The sequence below is a fragment of the Photorhabdus akhurstii genome (genome assembly GCF_019090985.1).
Lineage (GTDB): Bacteria > Pseudomonadota > Gammaproteobacteria > Enterobacterales > Enterobacteriaceae > Photorhabdus > Photorhabdus akhurstii.
Genome location: NZ_CP020335.1, coordinates 2,396,765 through 2,421,475 on the forward strand (window position 1 = coordinate 2,396,765; position 24,711 = coordinate 2,421,475).

The window sequence follows — 24,711 nt, forward strand, 5'->3', positions numbered from 1 at the left end:
TGCGGGTGGGGATATCTGCCGGTAAAACAGGCTAAAATGAATGCACTTTATTAATGAGCGCTGAATATGTTGAGAGCGACCAAAGTCCGTATCTACCCCACACCCGAACAGGCCGGGTATCTTGACGGCCAGTTCGGGGCGGTCCGTTTTGCGTACAACAAGGCGCTGCACATCAAAAAGCAGGCTTACAAACGTCACGGCGTGAGTTTAAATCCGCGCAAAGACCTCAAACCGTTACTGGCGGTCGCGAAGCAATCCCGCAAGTATGCCTGGCTCAGGGAATATGACTCCATTGCACTACAGCAGGCGGTGATCAATCTGCATTCCGCGTTTGATAATTTCTTCAATCCGAAGTTGCGCGCCCAATTTCCCACGTTCAAACGCAAACAGGGCAAGCAATCCAGTTATCACTGTGTTGGGGTGAAAGTGCTGGAGGGCGCAGTGAAGATCCCGAAATTGTCACCGATAGAAGCACGCATACACAGAAAAATTGAAGGGAAAGTGAAGAGCATTACGCTCTCTCGCACCGCCACGGGAAAATATTTCGCCGCGATCCTGTGTGACGACGGCAAAGAGGTGCTGGAAAAGCCGGGCGTTATCACCCGCGTGACCGGGTGCGATATGGGTTTGTCCCACTATCTTATCGAGTCGACCGGGGAGAAGGTCAATAACCCCCGTCACCTTATCAACGCCGCCCGTAACCTGCGTCGTAAACAAAAATCACTGTCCCGCAAACAACAGGGCAGCGCTAACCGCGGCAAGGCCCGATTACGTCTGGCGGCCGTCCATGAGCGGGTAGCCCATGCCCGCGCCGATTTTCAACACAAACTCTCTCGGACAATAGTTGACGAAAACCAAGCGATCATTGTGGAGACGCTGAAATCGGCTAACATGATGAAGAATCACCACCTTGCCCGCGCTATCGGGGATGCGGGCTGGCATGGCTTCATCAAGAAACTGGAATATAAAGCCGCAGCGGCGGGCGTTCATCTGGTCAAACTGGATCAGTGGTTTGCCAGTTCGAAAACCTGCCATTGCTGCGGTCACAAAATGCCGGAAATGCCGCTGCGTAAGCGGATCTGGCCATGCCCTTGCTGTCGAGTCGAACATGACCGCGATATCAATGCGGCGCTCAACATCCAGCGCAAGGGCATAACAGAATTACAGGCGGCGGGACTCGTCGTCTCTGCCCACGGAGGCCAGCGTCAATCCGTCATAAAGACGGTGGCGGCCTGAGAAGTGGGAAGCCTCGCCGTTTTTTACCGCGGGGAGCAGTCACGTGTTTGTTACTTATTGGTGTTTAATTTTAATATTAGGTTTAATATGTTAACACTTACAGCAGATATAATTTCAGGAATGACGATTTTAGGAGAATGCCCAGTTGCTATCACTGTGAATTATAGTGAAAACGTAGTTATGTCATCTTCTCGTTATTTTAACAGATTCAGTCCCTAATGGGCTGCCACAGGTTGCTCGTACATTAGCTGTAGCACTCACCAAGGTCATTTAGAACTTGGACAGCGAGGGATGTTATTAATGTAAGTGTTTACACTGATGGTATTGTGGGAGAGGAGTCAGATTAAGTAGTTATTACTATTGATCCTCATACATTAATCAAGGAATATGTGGAGGAAGCACCGTATCCTATTTTACGATATCTTTTGGATAAAGAATACATTGCTATTACAGTAATGGCTAAAGTGAATAATTTATTTATGTGATAAACAGGAAGGAGGTAATAGAGAGTAAGCATCGTTGTATAAACGCATTATTTTGATAGAAAATTAAGTGTTTGTTACTGATTGGTGTTTAACTTTAATATGAGGTTTAATATGTCGACACTTACAGCAGATATAGTTTCAGGAATAACGGTTTTAGAAGCGTGCCCAGTTGTTGTCACAGTGACTTATTCAGGTGATGATGCTCATAAAGTAACGGAAACGACTGGCATAGTGCACAGTACCCCCAAAAATACCTATTTTGATAAGATCCCTCGTATTTCAAGAGATGTCAAGAATAATACCTGCACTGCGAAATTTGTTGTTACTGCTAATTCTGGCACTGGTGATTTTACCATAGAATTTTCAGTGGATAAGGCTACGGACCCCGATGCTAAATTAGAAATTGCATTTCATTCTATTGATAAAAATGGTTTTTCACATGCAGCATTTGAACCTATCATTATTGGTGATTCGCTGATAAAAGATTTATCTCCGGCAGCAGATAATGAGGAGCCTTCTGAGTTTAGTGGCAACCTCCTCGTTAATCTATATGCGCTGAGTAAAACAAATGATCCATTACCCTATTTTCAAATTCCCTTGGTAACGGATAAATTAGTACGTATTTTTGGGTATGATAGAGATCAACTTACGGAAGAAATATTTCCTTTTATTCAAGAACTAAATAATAATAAATACTATATTAATACAGATGATAAAGGTTTTGTTGCCTTAAAGATTTTTCCCAGTCAGGAGGAAGATGGGAACTATGCAGTTAATATGTTCACTGAATTGCAGGGTTTTTCAAGGAAATCTTCATCGAATATTCTGTTTATTACAGAAGACATTGCTCCAACGCTTGTGATGCCAGATATAGAAGAGCTGGACGGTGATAGATTAACGCCATCAACAGGATATAGCAGTACAGGTTTTCATGTGAGTATCCCGTTCTATGAAGATGCTAGACCGAAAGATAAAATTTTCTTAATGATCAGAGAAGATAATAATGAAACGCCAAGTGCGTCCTCTGTCATTACTGATCTGAGTCAGTTGGATATACCATCTATTTTAGTTCCATATGCCAGTATTCCAAATATTGGCAATAATGGGTTATACTATTACGTGGCTGATGTAATAGGAAACATAACTATGTCATCTGCCCTCTATTTTAATTTAACGAGATCAACACCAAATATACCACCAGAGATTAAGCGTATATTAGCGAGACCTAGAATCTTTAATCATAAACGACAGAAGGAATTTAGTTGGCCAGGTAAGATTAGTTTTAAGTATATTTTAGGTGGAGGGTTGGATGCCCATATTGCTGTGGGTAAAAACAGTGGAATAGACGTAAATAATGTCATTAATGTACGTATTTACGTTAATGGTATTGTAAATGAGAATCCATCTTCGAAAATTTATTCTATTGATCCTCATACGGTAACTGCCGACGAAGCGGCGGCAGGAGAGACTATTATTCCGCTTGGTCAGGCCCCTTTTGCTAATGTAGACTCATATAGTGATGGTACGCCAGGCTTGGTTTATATCACTTATAGCGTAGGCAAAAACGAATCTAAGATTTGGTTTGGACATATTGATACTGTTCCACCTAGGAAATAAATTTAACTGATTGAGCTTTTAACTGTTTATTGGAAAATGCTCATGCATTTTCCATTTTTCTGAACATATTTCTTATTGATGAACTGGCGATTCTTCATTACCAAGCTATAATATTTTATTAAGCGTTGTCATTTTACTTTTAACCAATGAATCACGGAGTTAATGGTGACAGTATGAATAATGGTCAATGTGGCGAAAAGTGATTTAACAATTATCGTAGTTTTAACCACAGATATATTGTGACCATATAGGATATATTTGGATATAAAGCTTATGTTATGAGTAGTGGGTTTATTGCTATTACATTAATAGCTAAAGTAAATATTTATTTGTGTGACAAACAGGAAGGAGATAATAGGGTAATAAATAGTAAGCATCGTTGTATAAACGCATTATTTTGACAGAAAATTAAGTGTTTGTTACTTATTGGTGTTTAACTTTAATTGAGGTTTCATATGTCGACACTTACAACAGATATCGTTTCAGGAATAACGGTTTTAGAAGCGTGCCCGGTTGTCATTACTGTGACTTATTCAGGTGATGATGCACATAAAGTAACGGAAACGACTGACATAATGTACAGTCACCCAGAAAATACCCGTTTTGATGAGACCCCTCGTATTTCAAGAGATGTCGAGAATAATACCTGTACTGCAAAATTTGTTGTTACTGCTGGTTCTGACGCTGGTGATTTCACCATAACATTTTCAATGGATAAGGCTACGGACCCCGATGCTAAATTGGAGAGAGTATTTCATTCTATTGATAAAAATGATTTTTCACATGCAGCGTTTGAACCTATCATTATTGGTGATTCGTTGGTAAAAGACTTATCTCCGGCAGCTGATGATGAACGACCTTCTGAATTGAATGGCAGCCTGCTTATTAATATCTATGCGTTGAGTAAAACAAATGAACCGTTACCCTATTTTCAAATCCCTCTGGTAATTGATAATTTAGTACGTATTTTTGGGTATGATGGAGAAAACATTACGGAAGAAATATTGCCTTTTATTAAAGAAATCAATAATAATAAATACTATATTAATACGGATGATAAAGGTTTTGTTGCTTTAAGGGTTTTCCCTCGTAAGGAGAAGATTGGTAATTATACCGTTGATATGTTCATAGAATTGCCGGGTTTTTTAAAGAACGCTTCATCAAATATTCTGTTTATTATAGAAGACACTGCTCCAGCGCTTCCTGCGCCAGACATTAAAGAGCTGGATGGAAATAATAGATTAACGCCATCAGTAGGAAATAGTAGCACAGGTTTTCATGTGAGTATCCCATTTTATAAAGGTGCTAAACCGAGAGATAGGATTTTTTTAGTAATTAGAGAAGATAATGACGAAACGCTAGGTGCGTCTACTGTCATTACTGATCTGTATCAGTTGAATAATCCATTTATTTTAGTTCCATATGCCAGCGTTCCAAATATTGGCGACAATGAATTATGTTATTATGTGGCTGATGTAGTGGGAAATGTAGCTATGTCTTCTGCCCTCCATTTTAATTTAACAGGGTTAGTACCGAATGAACCACCGGAAGTTAAGCGGACATTAGCAGTACCCAGAATCTTTGCTCATAAACAGCAGTTGGAATTTGAGCGGTCAGGTAGGATCAATCTTGAAAATATTTTAGGAGGAGGGTTGAATGCCCATATTGCTGTGGGTCAAAACAATGGAATAGATGTGGATAGTATTATTAATGTACGTATTTACGTTAATGGTATTGTAAATGATAACCCATCCTCACGACTTTATTCTCTTGATCCTCATACGGTAACTGCCGATGAAGTGGCTGCTGGAGAAACTATTATTCAGCTTGGCCAGGCTCCTTTTACTAAGGTAGGTTCGTATTGTGATGGTACACCAGGCTCAGTTTATATCACTTATAGTGTAGACACGAAGGAGTCTGAGATTTGGAGTGGGCACATTAATACTGCTCCAGTAGGATAATAAATTTAACTGATTGAGATTTTATCTGTTTATGGAAAATGCATAAGCATTTTCCATTTTCCCGGACATGTTGCTTATTTTGTGAATTGGCGATTTTTTCATTACCGAGCTACAATATTTAATTGAGTGTTGTCATTTTATTTTCAAGCAAGGAATCATGGAGAAATGATGACAGTATGAATAATGGCAAGCATGGTGAGAAGTGATTTGACAGTTATCCTAATCTTGACCAAAAAATAACGGATGAAGTAAATAATTTATTTTTGTAACAAACAGGAAGGAGATAATAGACAGTAAGCATCGTGGTGTAAACACATTATTTTGGTAAGAAGATCACACGTTTGTTACTTATTGATGTTTAACTTTAATATGAGGTTTAATATGTCGATACTTACAGCAGATATCGTTTCAGGAATAACGGTTTTAGAAGCGTGCCCGGTTGTCATTACTGTGACTTATTCAGGTGATGAGACTCATAAAGTAACAGAAACGACTGATATAGTGTACAGTGACCAGCAAGATGTCAGTTTTGATGAAACTCCTCGTATTGCAAGGGATGTCAAGAATAATATCTGCACTGCAAAGTTTGTTGTTACTGCTCATTCTGGCGCCAATGATTTCACCATAATATTTTCAATGGATAAGATTACGGACCCCGATGCTAAATTAGAGATAGCATTTCATCCTATTGATAAAAATGGTTTTTCACATGCAGCGTTTGAACCTATCATTATTGGCGATTCGTTGGTAAAAGACTTATCTCCGGTAGAGGATGATGAGCAACCTTCTGAGTTTAACGGCAGCCTCGTTGTTAATATCTATGCGCTGAATAAAACAGATGATCCGTTGCCTTATTTTCAAATTCCCTTGGTAACTGATAGGATGGTACGTATTTTTGGTTATGAGGGAGGGCAACTTACGGAAGAAATATTTCCTTTTATTCAAGAACTCAATAATAGTAAATACTATATTAATACGAATAGTAAAGGTTTTGCTGCCTTAAGAGTTTTCCCTAGTAAGGGAGAGGGGGGTAACTATACAGTCAATATGTTTACAGAGTTGCAGGGTTTTTCAAGGAAATCTTCGTCAAATATTCTGTTTATTACAGAAGATATTGCTCCAACCCTTGTGATGCCAGATATTAAAGAGTTAGATGGCGATAGATTAATACCATCAGTGGGAAATAGTAGCACGGGTTTTCATGTGAGTATCCCATTTTATGAAGATGCTAAACCGAAAGATAGAATCTTCTTAATGATCAGGGAAGATAATGATGAAATACAAAGTACATCTACTGTCATTACTGATCTGAATCAGTTGGATATACCATTTATTTCAGCTCCATATGCCAGCATTCCAAATATTGGCGATAATGAATTATACTATTATGTGGCTGATACAATGGGAAACGTAGCTATATCATCTTCCCTCTATTTTTATTTAACGAAGTCAGTACCGAATCAACCACCACAGATTAGGCGTACATTAGCGGCAGCTAGAATTTTTACTCATAAAGATCAGAGCGAACTTAAACAGCGAGATAAGATCAATCTTGTAAAAATTTTAGGGGGAGGGCTGGATGCGCGTATTGCTGTGGGTAAAAAAAATGGAATAGATGTGGATAGTATTATCAATGTACGTATTTACGTTAATGGTATTGTCAATCATAGTCCATCTTCAAAAATTTATTCTCTTGAACCTCATACGGTAACTGCCGACGAAGTGGCGGCAGGAGAGGCTATTATTCTGCTTGGTCAGGCACCTTTTACCGGTGTGGACTCATATGATGATGGACCAGGATTAGTTTATATCACTTATAGTGTAAATATAAAGAACTCCAAGATTTGGTTTGGACGCATTGATACGGTTCCACCTGGGCAATAAATTTAACTGATTGAGCTTTTACCTGTTTATGGAAAATGCGTAAGCGTTTTCCATTTCCCCGGACATGTTTCTTATTTGTAAACTAGCGATTTTTTATTGTGGGTTATTTTCAACCAATGAATCATGGAGTTAATAGTGACAGTATGAATAATAGTAAACATGGTGAGAAATAATTTAACTATTACCATTTTTTTAACCATATGAAAATTATGGTTATATGGTCTGCTTGGATATAAAGCTTATGCTCTGAGTGATGGATTTATTGTTATTACATGAACGGCTAAAGTAAATAATTTATTTATTGAGAAGTAGAAAGGAGGTAATAGGTAGTCAGTATCATTATGGAAATGCATTAATTTTGATAGAAAATTAGATGTTTTTTACTTATTGATGTTTAACTTTAATATGAGGTTTATATGTCGACATTGACAGCAGATATCGTTTCAGGAATAACGATTTTAGAAGGGTGTCCAGTTGTTATCACTGTGACTTATTCAGGTGATGAGGTTCATAAAGTAACGGAAGCGACTGATATAGTGTACAGTGACCAGCAAGATGTCAGTTTTGATGAGATTCCGCGTATTTCAAGGGATGTCAAGAATAATATCTGCACTGCAAAATTTGTTGTTGCTGCTTATTCTGGTGCCAGTGATTTCACCATAACATTTTCAATGGATAAAGCTACTGATCCTGACGCTAAATTAGAGATTGAGTTTCATTCTATTGGTAAAAATGATTTTTCATACGAAGGGTTTACCCCTATAATTATGGGCGATTCGTGGGTAAAAGATTTTTCTCCGGCAGAAGATAATTGGCGACCTTCACTATTTAATGACAGACTGCTTATTAATATTTATGCGTTGAGTAAAACAAATGATCCGTTACCATATTTTCAAATTCCTCTGGTAACGGATAAGCCAGTGCGTATTTTTGGTTATAATAGAAGACAAATTAGGGAAGAAATATTGCCGTTTATTAGTGAAAAAGATAATTGTCAATATTATATTAATACAGATAGTAAAGGATTTATTGCCTTAATGGTTTTCCCTAAGAAATCTGAGGGTAACTATTCAGTGAATATGTTGACAAAACTGCCATATCTTTTAAAAAGCGCTTCATCAAGCATTTTGATGATTACCAAAGATATTGAGCCAACGCTTCCAGCGCCAGATATTGCAGAACTGAATGGTAATAAATTAATGCCATCAGTAGGAAATAGCAATACAGATTTTCATGTGATTATTCCATTTTATGAAGGTGTTAGGCCGAGGGATAGAGTTTTTTTAATAATTAGAGAAGATGATAACGAAACGCAAGGTGCGTCTGCTGTAATCACTGATCTGAATCAGTTGGATATGTCATTTATTTCAGTTCCATATGCCAATATTCCAAATACTGGCAATAATGAGTTGTATTATTATGTGGCTGATGCAAATGGAAACGTCGCTGTATCATCTGCCCGCTATTTTAATTTAACGAGGTCAGTACTAAATGTACCACCAGAGATTAGGCGTATATTAGCGGTACCCAGAATTTTCAGTCATAAAGATCAGGTAGAGTTTAGACAGTCAAGTAAGATTAATCTTGCAAGTATTTTAGGAGGAGGGCTGGATGCTCATATTGCTGTGGGTGAAAAGAATGGAATAGAGATAAATAGTATTATCAAGGTGCGTATTTACGTTAACGGCATTGTAAATGAGAGTCCATTTTCGGAACTTTATTCTCTTGGTTCTCATGCGGTAACTGCCGACGCAATGGAAGCTGGAGAAATTATTATTCCACTTGGTCGGGCACCTTTTGCTAATGTAAATTCATATCGTGATGGTGCGCCAGGCTGGGTTTATATCACTTATAGTGTAGGTATGGAGTGCAGTGAAAGCACAAAGGACTCTAAGATTTGGTACGGACGCATTGATACGGTTCCACCTGGATACTAAATTTAGCTAATTGAGTTTTTATTTATGTGAGAAGTAGAAAGGAGGTAATAGATGGTAAGCATTGTTGTGTAAACGCATTATTGATGTTTAACTTTAATATGAGGTTTAATATGTCAACATTGACAGCAGATATCGTTTCAGGAATAACGGTTTTAGAAGAATGCCCAGTTGCCATTACTGTGACTTATTCAGGTAATGACACCCATAAAGTAACGGAAACGACTGATATAGTATACAGTGACCAGCAAGATGTCAGTTTTGATGAGGCCCCTTGTATTTCAAGGGATGTTAAGAATAATACTTGCACTGCAAAATTTGTTGTTACTGCTTACTCTGGTGCCAGTGATTTCACCATAATGTTTTCAATGGATAAGGCTACGGACCCTGATGCTAAATTAGAAATAGCATTTCATCCCATTGATAAAAATGATTTTTCACACGCAGGGTTTACCCCTATAATTATGGGCGATTCGTTGATAAAAGATTTTTCTCCGGCAGAAGATAATGAGCGACCTTATGAATTTAATGGCAGCCTGCTTATTAATATCTATGCGTTGAATGAAAAAAATGATCCGCTTCCTTATTTCCAAATTCCTCTGGTAACTGATAGGGCAGTACGTATTTTTGGGTATGATGGAGAAGAAATTACGGAAGAAATATTGTCTTTTATTAGTGAAAAAGATAATTATCAATATTATATTAATACGGATAGTTGTGGTTTTGTTGCCTTAAGAGTTTTCCCTAAGAAATCTGAGGGTAACTATTCAGTGAATATGTTGACAAAACTGTCATATCTTTTAAAAAGCGCTTCATCAAGCATTTTGATGATTACCAAAGATATTGAGCCAACGCTTCCAGCGCCAGATATTGCAGAACTGAATGGTAATAAGTTAATGCCATCAGTAGGAAATAGTAGTACAGGTTTTCATGTGATTATCCCATTTTATGAAGGTGTTAGACCGAGAGATAGAGTTTTCTTAATGATCAGAGAAGGTTATGACGAAACGCAAGGTGAGTCTGCTGTCATTACTGATCTGAATCAGTTAGATATACCATTTATTTCAGTTCCATATGCCAGTATTCCAAATATTGGCGATAATGAGTTGTATTATTATGTGGCTGATGCAAATGGAAACGTCGCTGTATCATCTGCCCGCTATTTTAATTTAACGAGGTCAATACTAAATGTACCACCAGAGATTAGGCGTATATTGGCGGTACCTAGAATTTTCAGTCATAAAGACCAGATAGAATTTAGACAGTCAAGTAAGATGAATCTTGCAAGTATTTTAGGAGGGGGGCTGGATGCTCATATTGCTGTGGGGGAAAAGAATGGGATAGAGGTAAATAATGTCATTAATGTACGTATTTACATTAATGGTATTGTAAATGATAATCCATTTTCAAAGATTTATTCTGTTGAACCTCATACGGTAACTGCCGACGCACTGGAAGCTGGAGAAATTATTATTCCACTTGGTCAGGCGCCTTTTACTAATGTAAATTCATATCGTGATGGTGCGCCAGGCTGGGTTTATATCACTTATAGTGTAGGCATGGAGTGCAGTGAAAGTACAAAGGACTCTAAGATTTGGTTTGGACGTATTGATACGGTTCTTCCCGGACAGTAAATTTAACCGATTGAGCTTTAATATTTTATTAAGCGTTATCATTTTATTTTCAATTAATAAATCATGGAGTTAATGGTGACAATATGAATAACGGCATATCAAGTGTGATTATCACAGAAAACGCGGCGATAAGTGATTTAACCGATTACCCTAATCTTAATCCCAAAAATATTGTGACTATATATGGTCTGCCTGGGCATAAATTTTATGCAACGACATCTATTGGTGCTTCTATTGTAGACGATAACATTAATGTGGATCAGATCATATTGACGTTAGATGAGACTGGAAAAGGACATTTTTATGTTCGTTCTCCGTTTGAACATAAAAATATTGAAAATAGCGAAGAATTTTCGGCTTTTGTGGTGATTGCCCCACAAAAGGATATCAATAAAGTAATATCCTTTCCGCTTATTTTTGGTAATTATCGTCAGTCTGATGAGGCTATAGTATTTACCGCCTATAATTATACTACAGGCGCTCCGGCGGATGGGAAGACGCCTTGCTCGATATATCTTTTTATTGATCGTAAAAATAATGATGATATTAATCAAATCCGTGTAAGAGTTAATAATAATGCACTCATCGATGGTTATAATAAGAACTGGGCAGATATTCCATTAAAGGAGGATGGTAGTGCGACAGTGAATGTGACTAGCGACACAGTAGGTAAAGTTAATGTTTGGCTAACAGCGCCTGATTCAGATTCAGGGGATAAAGTCAATTTTGTTTTATCGTTCAGACCGATTCCAATGGGAGGTGAAATATGATTACTAATAACGACAATACACCTATTTCTTTATCGTCGCCAGAGTTGCCGCAAGCAGATCATGATGGCCTGATTGATGTTTCTGTTCAACAGAACCAAGATTTAATTATCAAAGTACCTTATCATGAATGGCTAAGAATCGGGGATATGATCGTGGTAAATGTTGGTGGAATATTTTCTCGGCCCTATTATATTCAGAATATTAATCTTGATTTTTTTACTGTAACTATACCGTTCTCTGAAATACCTGATGGTAGCTATAATGTGACTTATACATCAGCTGATGATTTCGAGAATGAAAATTTCTCTGAACCGACTGTTATTAAAGTTATTAATTCTCCATCGATAAAATTATTACCATCAATTTATCCAGATTCAACATCTGGCGTTATTCACTATTCATCTCTTGTACAACATCATGGGTTAAATGTGCATATCAGTTATCAGCATATGCGGAAAGGCGATAGCGTCATATTCCACTGGCGAGGACATAATTTTAATTATGAGCCAATTGCGAGGTCTGACTGGGATGCACAACCAATAACAGTCAGTGATGAGGATATTAAGAAGGGTTATGTCTCTTTAGTGGTACCGGTGGAAAACGTGCTTTGTTTGGGGCAAGAGGGGGTGGGAACAGGATATTATGAGGTTGGCAATAATATTTCTGCTCCAGGTTCAGTGATATTGTCATTAATGGATATGTCATCTGCTATGATATCAATTAGCGAAGGTGCGCCGATGGTGTCTAATGAATATCCCAGAATAAGGCCGAAAAATTTGGTTGCGGTTTATGGGCCGCCAGGAAAGAGATTATCGGCTAGTGTTGAATCAGGAAGTATTGTTGAAGGGGATGGCACACAATATCAATTTGCCCCTGATAGTTTCGGGCTGGCTTATTTCCATTTGCAATCTGAGGAAACGGGTAGTTTTCGTTGTACTGTTTCGGCGCAGGATGGTTCTATAACACCGGGTGTAGGTCAGGCAGTATTTAGTGAGTGGAGAGATGGAGGGAATATTATCAAGGCTTATGCATTTACCTCTGAGGTACCTGCTGATGGCGTGAGTGTTTGTAGTGGTTATGTTATTGTGGACCGTACTGCCTATTCCGGCAAAAGATTACTTGTTCGTACTGATGGCTCTGCGATAATTTCAGGTTATGGTGATAATGAGAGAGAGTTGCAGGTTGCAATTAGTCAGGATGGTTGTACAACTTTCCATATAACTAATACCAAAGCGGAAAAAAATAATGTGATAATAAGTTTACCCGATGTTGATAAGTCGATTCAATTTTCTATTAATTTTAAACATTTTCCTTCTATTTAGCATAAGGGTTATTGTTAATTGGCATAATATTATCATGTTGAACCATTTTGTTTTTTAACTTTAAATCAATGATAACATGTGTAAATATACATGTTAGTGATAATTTAGGAGAATGAAATGAATGGCGAACAAGCACCAAAAGAGGCTAAAACATTAAATTGGCTATCAAGTGAAAAAACGGAGACTGCGGATAAGCCTATAGATATCGGTGTAAACGTAATGCAAGATGGTTATTTATTGCATGGGGTGAATATAAGTTTCACTTTAGATAATAAATCTATGGTATTTAAAGAGAATAATGATCGTAAAATTATAAAAAACACAGGAGTAATGGGTAAGGTATCAGTTGAAATAGTTTCTACTGATTTAACTCCGTGTCAAGGGAATGTATATGCTTACTTGGAAAATGATACTCAAATAGCAGCCCCTCCTCTCCAGGTCGAGTTTACTGCTGTTCCTCAATTTGTGGCAGATCTTAATCTTGATTTAGAAAAAAATAATGCATGGACTAATAGTGCCGATGAGAATAAGGTAGTTGTAACTGTGTATGATCGGTTGGGTAAGGGAATTGAAAACCAAAAAATAACCTTCTATGCAGATAGTGGGGCAACAGTAGTTCCGTCGTCGGGTATGACAGATAAAGAGGGTAAAATAACGGCGTCAATACAATCTAATAGTGCTGGTGAAGTGATGCTAATGGCACAAGCGGGAGCTATTGAAAAGGCTATAGCTATGTGTTTCACGTATAATCCATATCAGTTAAAGATTGGAAAATCTCCGGCTATTCTGTCTTCATTTTCAAGCGGTATTATAGCTGGATATTTATATAAGAATGGCGTAGGTGAACCTAATGTAACTATATCAGTATCTATGGGATTTTATCTGTCATTGAGTGATCAAGACAAACATATGACTACCGATAAAGATGGCTATTTCAGCTTTAGAGTTTCTTCTTCTTATACTCGAGGGTATTCGCCTCATAATCATGTACCTCCCATGAATGAATCCGCACCGGTGTATATAAGTTGTATTGATGGGCGGGTATATTCTCAAACGTGGATAGAATTAACCCCAGGGCTATATTAGGCGTTGGATATTTGGGGATGCTGATTGATGGTTACGCATTGAAAAATTAGACAAATCCCCTGTTTTTAGCCGTTATCATGCAGTGTGAAAATAAGATGATTTTTATTATCCCGGTAGGAATCATTGATTAAAAATATATAACCTGGATGGAATTTCACAACTATCATTGTTATATGTCAATATTTAGTTAAAAACCTGAACTTTTCTTTAAGTGAAGTTCAGGCTACTAACTCATTATTTCTTCATGTTATTTCTTACAATGATTAGGGTGTTGTTATTAAATCTCCTTTAGTTGTGATCGCGCCCGCAATGACCTTTTGTGAAATAGGGCTATACTATAAATAAGCTTTATAGTTATATCGAGTCAATTAACGTTAACTTTTGAATTATAGGTTCTTAGTGTTCACGGAGAAGTGTGTATTCACGGAGAGTGTGTATTCACGAAGAGTGTTGGAGGTAATATATGAAACGTCAAAGTGCTTTCATAGTCGGTAATGTATTAATGGGTGTCGGTATGTTCACCATAGTGAGTAGCCTGGCTTATACATTACTGCCTCACATCTTCGGTTTTGGCTGGCCTGAGTTTTTATCTGAAGCCGCGCTATTGGGTGTTTTTATTGGCGCGCTTGTTTGGTTGGCTGGTGCCGGTGTGGGAGGCCGGGAAGGTGTGGCAGATCGTTATTGGTGGTTAAGAAACTATGATGAGCGTTATCGTCGTGGTGATCATCGGTATCCATAACAAAAATAGAGTTAGTCATAGTTTGTGCTAATGGAAAAGTATATTCCAGATAAGCAAAAAACCCGTTGAATCTCTTGTACAACGGGTTTTTTCTTAAATAGCAATATTATGAGTACAACTTATTTATTAGTGCTCAAACATTGCAGAAATTGACTCTTCATTGCTGATACGCCGGATCGCTTCAGCTAACATACCGGACAAAGTGAGAGTACGAACTTTATTGAGCGCCTTGATCTCGGCAGACAGCGGGATGGTGTCACAGACAACCACTTCATCAATCACCGAGTTTTTAATGTTGTCCACAGCATTGCCGGAGAAAATCGGGTGAGTGGCATAGGCGAATACCCGTTTTGCTCCGCGTTCTTTCAATGCTTCCGCCGCTTTGCATAAGGTGCCGCCGGTATCAATCATGTCATCGACCAACACGCAGTCGCGACCAGCGACATCACCGATAATATGCATCACTTGAGAAACGTTAGCGCGTGGCCGACGCTTATCGATGATAGCCATATCGGTATCATTCAGCAGCTTAGCGATAGCGCGAGCGCGGACAACCCCGCCAATATCCGGGGAAACAACGATAGGGTTTTCCAACTCTTTCTGTAACATATCTTCCAGCAGAATTGGGCTGCCAAATACGTTATCAACCGGAACATCGAAGAACCCTTGGATCTGCTCAGCATGCAGGTCAACGGTCAGTACGCGGTCTACACCAACGCTGGAGAGGAAATCCGCAACAACTTTGGCGGTAATTGGCACACGGGCTGAACGGACTCGACGGTCCTGACGAGCATAACCGAAATAAGGGATTACTGCGGTAATACGTCCTGCGGAAGCACGACGCAGCGCATCAACCATAACGACTAATTCCATTAAATTGTCGTTAGTCGGTGCACAAGTGGACTGGATGATGAAAATATCACCACCACGCACATTTTCATTAACTTGCACGCTGACTTCACCATCGCTGAAACGGCCGACAGCCGCGTCTCCAAGGTTGGTGTACAGGCGGTTGGCAACACGTTGTGCTAGTTCAGGAATAGCGTTACCAGCAAAAAGCTTCATATCGGGCACGAGAAAGACCTCAGGCTTGCGTCCAGAGAGATATTGTTGACCAATGTAAATAACAAATATTTATTCATTGGTTCAATAACACGGGTATCCCAGAGCGAAAACTGTGCAAAGGTGAATTGTTAACGCCACGCGCAACAAAACCCTGCAACCACTCAGGGGCTTGATTTAACACCTTACGGGCCGATGCTTCTGATTCAAACTCACCGAATACACAGGCACCGGTTCCGGTCAGGCGTGACGGCGCGTATTCTAGCAGCCATGAAAGAAGCTGTTCAACCTTACGAAAACGTTTTCTTACAAGAGATTCACAATCATTTAGGTACGGAGCCTTTAATAATGCGGCCAGAGGGCGAATTGGCGTATCACGTTTTAATTCCGGATCTGTGAAGACGCGCAGGGTTGAGATTTCAATACCGGGATGTGCAACCAGATACCACTTTTCTGCCGGCTCTGCCATGTGCAGAATTTCACCAATACCTTCTGCAAATGCGGCGTGTCCTTTGACAAAGACCGGCACATCAGCGCCAAGGCTCACGCCAAGGGTTGCCAGTGTTTCGTCTGTGAAACCGGTTTGCCAGTGATAATTCAGCGCAATGAGTACGGTAGCGGCATTGGATGAACCTCCGCCTAATCCACCGCCCATTGGCAGACGTTTGTTGATATGGATGTCAGCGCCTTTATGAGCAATCCCGGTATGGTGTTTATCGCTGTAGGATTGCAATAGACGCGCGGCGCGAACGATCAGGTTGTTATCGTGTTCCACCCCCTCTACCGGCGTCAGTAAACGGATTTCATTATCCTGACGAGGGGTAATGGTAATTTCATCACCATAATCAAGAAATTGAAATAGCGTTTGCAACTGGTGATAACCATCAGCGCGACGACCGGTGATATAGAGAAATAGGTTAAGTTTTGCCGGCGAAGGCCAGGTTAATGTCATTATTTTGTTGTCCAGTTATCCATTTTCAATTTGATGCGACGATCCCCTTGAATCAGTTCCAGGCGATTGGGAAGGGCGGGGGTCGTTGAGGTATCGTAGGATTGATAATTAACCTGCCATGTCGCGCCATGTCGCTGGTAATTGACGGTTTTCAATAGATGGTTGGCATCCAGTTTGAAGTTTTTGGCATCACCGGGGAGACCCGTTATCCAATGCCGCAGATTATCTAATGGAATATCCATATTGGTGAGCTGATAAATGATCTTTTCGGGGTTGTCACTAAAATATTTTTTACCCTGGCTATCAGTTAATTGCGTCATGCCAGGCTGAACGATCAGCTCTAATTCAGTGCTGCCTAGCGGGTTAGTTAGTAATAAACGGTAGCGTTCAGGATGATATTGTTGCCAGAAAAAGCGGGCATAAACCTTTTTCTCATTAGACAGATAGGCAAAAGAGCCACGTGTTTGGTATTGATTTAATTGCTGTAGCTGTTGGGTACGTGTTCGCCATTGGGGAGAATCTGCCGAACCTGTTCCGCCAGGTTGCGTTAATGTACAGGCGGTCAACAGTACACAAGAGAGCGGCAATAGACGGAATAGGGATAATTTTTGTATCGGTTTTGTCGGCGCTGATTTTATCGACATGGGTTTTATCGGCATTGATTTCATCGGCAATCTCTGTTTAATAACGTGAAAACTTTTACGTCACTTAATAATGAAGAATGAACTATTAATCCAGTTAAATTTCAAAAAAATGTTCTGAATAATGATACCAGACACTGCGATCGTCTTTTATTGATCTGAGGTATCAAGTAGAATGCACAGTTTATAAGAGTCCTTATTAAGGGTGATGATTTCATCAAATAGAATGTTTTTTACGATGAACTGTCTCTCTGCTGATAACTCAATGAAGTTGATATGACTTTGTTAGCACTTGGTATTAACCATAAAACGGCTCCTGTATCCCTGCGTGAACGGGTCACTTTTTCTCCGGGTACTATTGGGGAAGCGCTTGATAACCTTCTCCAGCATCCCCTGGTGAAAGGGGGAGTTGTGTTGTCAACGTGTAATCGTACGGAGCTTTATCTCAGCGTAGAGCAACAAGATAATCTGTATGAGCAGTTAATTGACTGGTTGTGTGGATATCATCAGCTAAATCCCAGAGATCTAAGATCCAGTATTTACTGGCATTGTGATAATGAAGCTGTCAGCCACTTGATGAGAGTGGCGAGTGGGCTGGACTCGTTGGTGCTGGGAGAACCTCAGATTCTTGGGCAAGTGAAGAAAGCATTTGCCGAGTCGCAGCACAGCGACTCTTTATCGAGTGAACTGGAGCGACTGTTTCAGAAATCATTTTCCGTTGCCAAGCGCATCAGAACGGAAACAGAAATTGGTTCGAACGCGGTTTCCGTTGCATTTGCCGCTTGCACTCTGGCGCGGCAGATTTTTGAATCACTTTCTGAACTAAATATTTTGCTGGTCGGTGCCGGAGAAACGATTGAACTGGCGGCTCGTCATTTGAAAGAGCATCGCGTGCACCATATGATGATTGCTAACAGGACGAAAGAGAAGGCACAAGTGTTGGCTGATGAAGTTCAGGCGGAAGTGATCACCCTGCCTGAAATTGACACACGTTTAGCAGAAGCGGATATTGTTATCAGTTCGACTGCCAGTCCTTTGCCTATTATTGGTAAAGGGATGGTTGAACGCGCATTAAAGTTACGTCGTAACCAACCAATGTTACTCATTGACATTGCGGTTCCTCGTGATATAGAGCCTGATGTAGAAAGGTTGGATAACGTCTATCTCTACAGTGTTGACGACTTGCAAGCAATTATTCAGCAGAATCTTGCGCAGCGCAAAGCGGCGGCGGTTCAGGCTGAATGTATTGTTCAACAGGAAAGCCGTTATTTTATGGACTGGTTGCGTTCGCAGAGCGCAGTAAATTCAATCCGTGAGTATCGTAATCAGGCAGAACGGGTGCGGGCTGAAATGACAGCTAAGGCACTGACTGCTATCAATCAGGGAGCTGACGTAGAACAGGCCGTTAATCAATTGACTCATCAATTGGTGAACCGTCTGATACATGCTCCTACCAAATCACTCCAGCAAGCCGCCAGCAATGGTGATCTGGAGCGCCTTAATTTATTACGTGACAGCCTGGGGCTGGAACATAATTAACCATATCTCGGAATAGGGTCTGAAACCAAGAATGAAGCCTTCTATTGTTGCTAAATTGGAAGCATTGCAAGAACGTCACGAGGAAGTTTTGGCTCATCTCGGTGATGCCGATGTGATTGCTGATCAGGAACGTTTTCGTGCTTTGTCGCGGGAATATGCTCAACTGACTGATGTGACGAGCTGTTTTAGGGCCTGGCGTACGGTTCAGGATGACCTTAAAGCAGCCGAAATAATGCTTGATGACCCTGAAATGCGGGAAATGGCACAGGAAGAGATCAGGGACGCCAAGGTTCGCAATGAAGAGTTAGAACAGCAACTACAATTATTGCTGTTGCCAAAAGATCCTGATGATGAGCGTAACTGTTTTCTTGAAGTACGTGCGGGAACCGGTGGTGATGAAGCGGCTATTTTCGCCGGGGATCTGTTTCGTATGTATAGCCGTTATGCGGAATCCCATCGGTGGAAAGTCGAAGTGATTAGCGCTAACGATGGCGAGCATGGCGGCTATAAGGAAATTATTGCTAAAGTTTCCGGTGAGCAGGTTTATGGTCATTTAAAATTTGAATCGGGTGGTCATCGTGTTCAGCGTGTGCCGGAAACCGAATCGCAAGGGCGCATTCACACATCTGCTTGTACCGTTGCGGTTTTGCCGGAGGTTCCGGAAGCGGAGTTGCCCGATATTAGCCCAAATGATTTGCGTATTGATACGTTTCGTTCCTCCGGGGCGGGCGGTCAGCACGTCAATACCACGGATTCCGCTATTCGTATCACTCATATTCCAACCGGTATTGTGGTTGAGTGTCAGGACGAGCGCTCTCAGCATAAAAACAAAGCGAAAGCGATGTCCGTGTTGGCCGCGCGTATTCATGCGGCGGAAGTTCGTAAGCGTCAAGAGGCCGAGGCGTCTGAGCGTCGTAACTTATTAGGTTCCGGTGATCGTTCAGATCGCAACCGCACTTACAATTTTCCCCAAGGGCGAGTGACGGATCACCGTATTAACTTAACGTTATACCGCCTTGATGAAGTGATGGAAGGCAAATTAGATATGCTTGTTCAGCCGATCGTTAATGAATATCAAGCTGATCTCTTATCGGCTTTGTCAGAGCAAGATTGATGGATTATCAATCTTGGCTTAAACAAGCCGCAATACAGTTATCGGCAAGTGACAGCCCTAAACGAGATGCGGAAATTTTGTTGGGGTTTGTCACTCGCCATTCCCGGACTTACCTATTGGCGTTCGGTGAAACGCAGCTAGCTTCGGCGCAGTTCAGCCAGCTTGAGGTTTTACTCGCTCGCCGGGTGAAAGGTGAACCTATTGCCTACATCACCGGTGAGCGTGAATTTTGGTCATTGCCATTAAATGTCTCTCCTGCCACGTTGATCCCGCGTCCTGACACTGAATGTCTGGTAGAAAAGGCGCTTGAACGGCTATCGCTGACACCTTGCCGCATTCTGGATTTGGGAACGGGAACCGGCGCAATTGCACTGGCAATCGCCAGTGAGCGTCCTGATTGCCGGGTTATCGGGGTTGATATCAATCCTGATGCGGTCATGTTGGCGCAGGGCAATGCTGAAAAACTCAAAATACAAAATGTGGATTTTGGGGTAAGCGATTGGTTCTCTTCGTTGAATAATCAACAGTTTGGTATGATTGTCAGTAATCCACCTTACATAGATGAAACCGATCCACATCTATCTCAGGGCGATGTTCGGTTCGAGCCGGATAGTGCATTAATTGCGGCGCGACAGGGAATTGCTGATCTGAATACCATTATTGATCTATCTCGCCATTTTTTGTTGCCTGGTGGATGGTTGTTATTGGAACATGGTTGGAGACAGGGAAATGTTGTAAGAAGCCTATTTTCTGAGAGTGGTTATCGGCAGGTGGCTACTTTTCAGGATTATGGCGGTAATGAGCGAATAACACTGGGTCAGTGGAAAAGTGATGAAAGCCATAGCTGATTATGAATTTAATGATGCATCGTTGAGTAGCGGTATCCTGTTAATTTCCAGAACTTTGCGTGCTGATTTTCCTCAGCATTCAGTGGAAATGCAGCTTCAAGTATTGATTGATGAAGCCAGACGTGAAATATCTCCGCAGCTAAATATAGAAGAACGACTGGAAAAATTACTGAGGCTTTTTTATCAAACCTGGAAATTCGGCGGCGCCAGTGGTGTTTATTGCCTGTCAGATACATTATGGCTGGATAAAGTATTGCAAACCCGCCGAGGTTCCTCTGTTGTTTTAGGGGCAATTCTGATTCATATTGCTCAGGCTTTAGAACTGCCGTTTATGCCGGTTATTTTTCCGACGCAGTTGATTTTGCGTGTTGATTATCCAGATAACACGGCAAAGTTTATTAATCCAATCAATGGAGAAGCGCTAAGCGAACGCGTGCTTGATGTATGGCTGAAAGGTAATATTAGCCAGACAGCGGAATTAGCAGCAGATGATTTGCAAAGCGCTGATAACGCTAGCATTATACGTAAAATGCTAGATACGATAAAAGTCGCATTAATGGACGAAGGACAAATGGAATTGGCGCTGAGGACGAGTGAAGCTGTGCTGATGTTTGATCCCGATAACCCCTATGAAATACGTGATAGAGGGCTGATTTATGCGGAACTTGATTGTAATCATATTGCGGTTTCTGATTTAAATTATTTTGTCGAGAATTGCCCGGAAGACCCGGTGGCAGAAATGATCAGAATGCAAATATACGCCATTAAGCAGCAATGCGTTGTTTTACACTAAGATATTGTTTTGCACTGATTTATTTCATTAATTTATTGGTCCCTAACGGAAGGTATAAGTATGCAACAGAAAGTGGTTCATATTGGTGATATCAAGGTCGCGAATGATCTACCGTTTGTTCTCTTTGGTGGTATGAATGTCCTTGAGTCACGGGATTTGGCCATGAGTATTTGTGAGCACTATGTCACAGTGACACAAAAATTGGGCATTCCTTATGTTTTCAAAGCCTCCTTTGATAAAGCAAACCGATCATCGATTCACTCTTACCGAGGCCCAGGTCTGGAAGAGGGAATGAAAATTTTTCAGGAGTTGAAACAAACTTTCGGTGTGAAAATCATCACTGACGTGCATGAACCGGCACAGGCGCAGCCAGTGGCGGAAGTGGTTGATGTCATCCAACTGCCTGCATTTTTGGCGCGTCAGACTGACTTGGTTGAAGCGATGGCGCGTACCGGTGCGGTGATCAACGTTAAAAAACCGCAGTTTATCAGCCCGGGTCAGATGGGAAATATTGTGGAAAAATTCAAAGAAGGCGGCAACGATCAAGTGATCTTATGTGACCGTGGCAGCAACTTTGGTTATGACAATTTGGTGGTGGATATGCTGGGCTTCAATGTTATGGCCCAGGCGACCGGGGGGCATCCGGTAATTTTTGATGTCACTCATTCACTCCAATGCCGCGATCCATTTGGCGCCGCTTCTGGTGGGCGTCGCGCTCAGGTTGCTGAACTGGCGCGTGCGGGAATGGCGGTCGGTATTGCCGGCTTGTTCCTTGAAGCTCATCCTGATCCTGCGAATGCGATGTGTGATGGTCCATCAGCATTGCCGTTGGCAAAACTAGAGCCATTCTTGAGTCAGATGAAAGCCATTGATGACGTGGTGAAAAGCTTACCTCAACTGGATACCAGTAAATAAAGTGGCTTTCTGATGCCATGACATCAAATGATGACGAGATTTGGTGATGAATAGATTCGGCGCTGGTTTACAGCGCCATTAATTATGGGAAAAAAGTATTGGAAAAAGAGTTAGCAAGTTTTTGTCTGGCAATTTCAGCTATCCATTTTGCCATTGAAATTTAATTCTGCCATTGCTCGTGGCAATGTCGCATGGAAGCTAAGGTGATTTTCAACCAATAGGATCTTAGCTCTGGCCAGTGTTTTTAAAGGCTGGAATGGAATATCACAAACAGCAATATATTTATCTTTACCCACTTCATCGATAAAGCGTTGGAAAGCGTGCATCCCACCGGCATCCAGCACGGGAACGGCGTCCCATTGCATAATGATCGTCTGATAACTGGCGCTTTCTTCCTTTAATTCTGTGAAGATACGTTCAGCGGCGGCAAAGAATAGCGGGCCATTGATACGGACAACCAGCAGACCTTTATCGACATTTGTTTGCGGCAATTGACTGATGCGAGTCATATTGGCTATTCGGCGCATAAACAGCAGTGAAGCTAATACGATACCGATCGTAATGGCAATAATCATATCAAACAGAACTGTGAGCGACATGCAAAGTACCAGCACAATAATGTCATCCTTTGGCGCACGGCGCATGAGGTCGATAACTTTATGTATTTCGCTCATATTCCAGGCGACCATGAGCAACAGGGCAGACATAGCGGCCAGAGGAAGATAGGAGAGCATGGGAGCCAATGCCAGTAAAGTTAATAACACGAGCAGAGAGTGAACAATGGCTGAAACCGGCGATGTCGCGCCAGCTCTGATGTTGGCGGCTGAACGGGCGATTGCGGCGGTAGCCGTAATACCGCCGAAGAATGGCACGACAATATTTCCGAAGCCTTGACCAATCAATTCACTGTTTGAGTGATGCTTTTTACCGGTCATACCATCCAAAACCACGGCGCAAAGCAGTGATTCAATAGCGCCTAACATTGCCATTGAGAAGGCGGCGGGTAATAGGGCTGAAATTGTTGCCCAATTTATATCAACTTGATGGAACCCCATATCAGGTAAATGCCACGGTAAAACAAATTGCGGCAGGATGGGGGGAATGCCTTGCCCCTGAGTACCGTCATTCAAAATATAACTAAACTCAGAACCAATAGTAGCAACATGTTGATCGAATAAGTTCATGATCCCCATCACAGCGGTTCCTGCAATGAGGGCGGGAAGATGCCCGGGTAATTTCAGCCCAAGCTTAGGCCAATAAATCAGAATGGCGAGTGTCGTTAAGCCAATCAGCGTATCACTCAAATACAGTGTTGGCAGCGCTTGAAACAGAGCCGCAACCTTATTGATATAATTCTCTGGCATATGTTCCAATTGCAGGCCAAAAAAATCTTTTACTTGCATGGTTGCGATAGTAATCGCGATTCCAGAAGTAAAACCGAGAGTGACGGGGAGGGGAATATACTCGATCAATTTACCAAAGCGGGCTAATCCCATCACCAGCAAAATAATGCCTGACATTAATGTTGCAATGAGCAAACCGCCCAGGCCAAATTGTTGAGAGACTGGATAGAGAATGACAACGAAAGCGGCGGTAGGGCCGGAAACACTATAGCGTGAGCCGCCGGTTATCGCGATTACCATCCCGGCGATAGCGGCGGTGTAAAGCCCATATTGTGGTGGGACGCCACTTCCGATTGCTAGCGCCATAGCGAGTGGGATGGCGATAATACCGACAGTAATACCGGCAATAATATCTTTAGTTAAACGAGCAAAAGAGTAGGGTTCTTTCCAACAAGCATCAATTACAGCACTAAACGGCCGTATGCCGTTCATTCTACGAGTTTTCATCTGTGCATAAACCAAAAATATAGAGGGAAAAAGCAATAGGGTTGTTACAACCAAACTGCAAACCGAATTGTAAAAATAGTGCTTTTAGTTCAACGCGATAGCGCTATTAGATCAAACTTAATGTTAATAGCTTAACGCCAGGAAAGTGAAAAGTAAAAGGGAGAATAGTGTTCTTATCACCATAAAATAGGCTGAAACCGATTCTATTAAGTATCTATTCTTATTAGTGAATATTATTGAATTAACTTCATAAAGAATTTAATTAATATTTTCAAACTTAAATCTATATATTTATTCTATTAAATATAATGTTTTATCTTTATAATAAA

The 24,711-nt window shown here is 41.0% G+C and carries 19 protein-coding genes; 15 read left to right on the plus strand and 4 right to left on the minus strand.

Going from position 1 to position 24,711, the window contains the following annotated elements; genetic code table 11:
* Positions 1 to 66 precede the first annotated feature (66 nt).
* From B0X70_RS10470 to ychH, 10 genes are all read left to right on the plus strand, one after another.
* Complete coding sequence (locus B0X70_RS10470; RefSeq protein WP_217471463.1) at positions 67 to 1,236, plus strand: RNA-guided endonuclease InsQ/TnpB family protein; 1,170 nt, start codon at positions 67 to 69, stop codon at positions 1,234 to 1,236.
* A gap of 596 nt (positions 1,237 to 1,832) precedes the next feature.
* The gene (locus B0X70_RS10475) at positions 1,833 to 3,338 is read left to right on the plus strand and encodes a hypothetical protein (protein ID WP_110087166.1); all 1,506 of its coding nucleotides are present in this window, start codon (positions 1,833 to 1,835) and stop codon (positions 3,336 to 3,338) included.
* A 455-nt stretch (positions 3,339 to 3,793) separates the two neighbouring features.
* Positions 3,794 to 5,299: a hypothetical protein gene (locus tag B0X70_RS10480; protein ID WP_036814217.1), complete on the plus strand. Its 1,506-nt coding sequence runs from the start codon at positions 3,794 to 3,796 to the stop codon at positions 5,297 to 5,299.
* Positions 5,300 to 5,680: 381 nt separating this feature from the next.
* Positions 5,681 to 7,183, plus strand: a complete 1,503-nt coding sequence (locus tag B0X70_RS10485; RefSeq protein WP_036814218.1) for a hypothetical protein — start codon at positions 5,681 to 5,683, stop codon at positions 7,181 to 7,183.
* Between the two features lie 416 nt (positions 7,184 to 7,599).
* The gene (locus tag B0X70_RS10490; RefSeq protein ID WP_036814219.1) at positions 7,600 to 9,120 is read left to right on the plus strand and encodes a hypothetical protein; all 1,521 of its coding nucleotides are present in this window, start codon (positions 7,600 to 7,602) and stop codon (positions 9,118 to 9,120) included.
* Positions 9,121 to 9,230: 110 nt separating this feature from the next.
* Positions 9,231 to 10,751 carry a hypothetical protein gene (locus B0X70_RS10495; protein ID WP_246593489.1) on the plus strand — a complete coding sequence of 507 codons (1,521 nt, stop codon included), beginning with the start codon at positions 9,231 to 9,233 and terminating at the stop codon, positions 10,749 to 10,751.
* A gap of 83 nt (positions 10,752 to 10,834) precedes the next feature.
* Positions 10,835 to 11,521, plus strand: coding sequence for a hypothetical protein (locus B0X70_RS10500; RefSeq protein ID WP_217471465.1), 687 nt, complete (start codon positions 10,835 to 10,837; stop codon positions 11,519 to 11,521).
* Positions 11,518 to 12,843, plus strand: a complete 1,326-nt coding sequence (locus B0X70_RS10505) for a hypothetical protein (protein WP_217471466.1) — start codon at positions 11,518 to 11,520, stop codon at positions 12,841 to 12,843. The genes B0X70_RS10500 and B0X70_RS10505 overlap by 4 nt, the downstream gene beginning before the upstream one ends.
* 117 nt (positions 12,844 to 12,960) lie before the next feature.
* Positions 12,961 to 13,929, plus strand: a complete 969-nt coding sequence (locus tag B0X70_RS10510) for an Ig-like domain-containing protein (RefSeq protein ID WP_217471467.1) — start codon at positions 12,961 to 12,963, stop codon at positions 13,927 to 13,929.
* A gap of 463 nt (positions 13,930 to 14,392) precedes the next feature.
* Positions 14,393 to 14,668, plus strand: coding sequence for a stress-induced protein YchH (ychH, locus tag B0X70_RS10515; protein WP_036778679.1), 276 nt, complete (start codon positions 14,393 to 14,395; stop codon positions 14,666 to 14,668).
* Between the two features lie 126 nt (positions 14,669 to 14,794).
* On the opposite strand, the gene prs is transcribed toward ychH, so the two are convergent.
* The 3 genes from prs to lolB all read right to left on the minus strand — a co-directional run bounded on the left by prs (position 14,795) and on the right by lolB (position 17,326).
* A complete protein-coding gene (gene prs, locus B0X70_RS10520) occupies positions 14,795 to 15,742 on the minus strand; it encodes a ribose-phosphate diphosphokinase (RefSeq protein ID WP_011146321.1) in 948 nt (315 codons plus the stop codon).
* Between the two features lie 64 nt (positions 15,743 to 15,806).
* On the minus strand, positions 15,807 to 16,682 hold the full coding sequence (gene ispE / locus B0X70_RS10525) for a 4-(cytidine 5'-diphospho)-2-C-methyl-D-erythritol kinase (protein ID WP_036814224.1): 876 nt from the start codon (positions 16,680 to 16,682) through the stop codon (positions 15,807 to 15,809).
* Positions 16,682 to 17,326 carry a lipoprotein insertase outer membrane protein LolB gene (gene lolB / locus B0X70_RS10530; RefSeq protein ID WP_082302257.1) on the minus strand — a complete coding sequence of 215 codons (645 nt, stop codon included), beginning with the start codon at positions 17,324 to 17,326 and terminating at the stop codon, positions 16,682 to 16,684. The genes ispE and lolB overlap by 1 nt, the downstream gene beginning before the upstream one ends.
* 273 nt (positions 17,327 to 17,599) lie before the next feature.
* Here lolB and hemA point away from each other — a divergent pair, with 273 nt between their 5' ends.
* Genes hemA through kdsA form a run of 5 tightly spaced genes read left to right on the plus strand, consistent with a single transcriptional unit; the run spans position 17,600 to position 22,532 of the window.
* Positions 17,600 to 18,862 carry a glutamyl-tRNA reductase gene (gene hemA, locus B0X70_RS10535; RefSeq protein ID WP_036778674.1) on the plus strand — a complete coding sequence of 421 codons (1,263 nt, stop codon included), beginning with the start codon at positions 17,600 to 17,602 and terminating at the stop codon, positions 18,860 to 18,862.
* Positions 18,863 to 18,893: 31 nt separating this feature from the next.
* Complete coding sequence (prfA, locus tag B0X70_RS10540) at positions 18,894 to 19,976, plus strand: peptide chain release factor 1 (RefSeq protein WP_040148969.1); 1,083 nt, start codon at positions 18,894 to 18,896, stop codon at positions 19,974 to 19,976.
* Positions 19,976 to 20,824, plus strand: coding sequence for a peptide chain release factor N(5)-glutamine methyltransferase (gene prmC / locus B0X70_RS10545; protein WP_217471468.1), 849 nt, complete (start codon positions 19,976 to 19,978; stop codon positions 20,822 to 20,824). Before prfA ends, prmC begins: the two co-directional genes overlap by 1 nt.
* The gene (sirB1, locus tag B0X70_RS10550) at positions 20,808 to 21,617 is read left to right on the plus strand and encodes an invasion regulator SirB1 (protein ID WP_036814228.1); all 810 of its coding nucleotides are present in this window, start codon (positions 20,808 to 20,810) and stop codon (positions 21,615 to 21,617) included. Before prmC ends, sirB1 begins: the two co-directional genes overlap by 17 nt.
* Before the next feature lie 60 nt (positions 21,618 to 21,677).
* The gene (kdsA, locus tag B0X70_RS10555; protein WP_162120874.1) at positions 21,678 to 22,532 is read left to right on the plus strand and encodes a 3-deoxy-8-phosphooctulonate synthase; all 855 of its coding nucleotides are present in this window, start codon (positions 21,678 to 21,680) and stop codon (positions 22,530 to 22,532) included.
* Positions 22,533 to 22,666: 134 nt separating this feature from the next.
* On the opposite strand, the gene dauA is transcribed toward kdsA, so the two are convergent.
* Positions 22,667 to 24,382 carry a C4-dicarboxylic acid transporter DauA gene (gene dauA / locus B0X70_RS10560; protein ID WP_214040460.1) on the minus strand — a complete coding sequence of 572 codons (1,716 nt, stop codon included), beginning with the start codon at positions 24,380 to 24,382 and terminating at the stop codon, positions 22,667 to 22,669.
* Positions 24,383 to 24,711: the final 329 nt, after the last annotated feature.

Bases quoted from the DNA above. Each gene is read 5' to 3' on its own strand.
- B0X70_RS10470 (WP_217471463.1), top strand. From the start codon at position 67: ATGTTGAGAGCGACCAAAGTCCGTATCTACCCCACACCCGAACAGGCC.
- B0X70_RS10475 (WP_110087166.1), top strand. From the start codon at position 1,833: ATGTCGACACTTACAGCAGATATAGTTTCAGGAATAACGGTTTTAGAA.
- B0X70_RS10480 (WP_036814217.1), top strand. From the start codon at position 3,794: ATGTCGACACTTACAACAGATATCGTTTCAGGAATAACGGTTTTAGAA.
- B0X70_RS10485 (WP_036814218.1), top strand. From the start codon at position 5,681: ATGTCGATACTTACAGCAGATATCGTTTCAGGAATAACGGTTTTAGAA.
- B0X70_RS10490 (WP_036814219.1), top strand. From the start codon at position 7,600: ATGTCGACATTGACAGCAGATATCGTTTCAGGAATAACGATTTTAGAA.
- B0X70_RS10495 (WP_246593489.1), top strand. From the start codon at position 9,231: ATGTCAACATTGACAGCAGATATCGTTTCAGGAATAACGGTTTTAGAA.
- B0X70_RS10500 (WP_217471465.1), top strand. From the start codon at position 10,835: ATGAATAACGGCATATCAAGTGTGATTATCACAGAAAACGCGGCGATA.
- B0X70_RS10505 (WP_217471466.1), top strand. From the start codon at position 11,518: ATGATTACTAATAACGACAATACACCTATTTCTTTATCGTCGCCAGAG.
- B0X70_RS10510 (WP_217471467.1), top strand. From the start codon at position 12,961: ATGAATGGCGAACAAGCACCAAAAGAGGCTAAAACATTAAATTGGCTA.
- ychH (WP_036778679.1), top strand. From the start codon at position 14,393: ATGAAACGTCAAAGTGCTTTCATAGTCGGTAATGTATTAATGGGTGTC.
- ispE (WP_036814224.1), bottom strand. From the start codon at position 16,682: ATGACATTAACCTGGCCTTCGCCGGCAAAACTTAACCTATTTCTCTAT.
- lolB (WP_082302257.1), bottom strand. From the start codon at position 17,326: ATGTCGATAAAATCAGCGCCGACAAAACCGATACAAAAATTATCCCTA.
- hemA (WP_036778674.1), top strand. From the start codon at position 17,600: ATGACTTTGTTAGCACTTGGTATTAACCATAAAACGGCTCCTGTATCC.
- prfA (WP_040148969.1), top strand. From the start codon at position 18,894: ATGAAGCCTTCTATTGTTGCTAAATTGGAAGCATTGCAAGAACGTCAC.
- prmC (WP_217471468.1), top strand. From the start codon at position 19,976: ATGGATTATCAATCTTGGCTTAAACAAGCCGCAATACAGTTATCGGCA.
- sirB1 (WP_036814228.1), top strand. From the start codon at position 20,808: ATGAAAGCCATAGCTGATTATGAATTTAATGATGCATCGTTGAGTAGC.
- kdsA (WP_162120874.1), top strand. From the start codon at position 21,678: ATGCAACAGAAAGTGGTTCATATTGGTGATATCAAGGTCGCGAATGAT.
- dauA (WP_214040460.1), bottom strand. From the start codon at position 24,382: ATGAAAACTCGTAGAATGAACGGCATACGGCCGTTTAGTGCTGTAATT.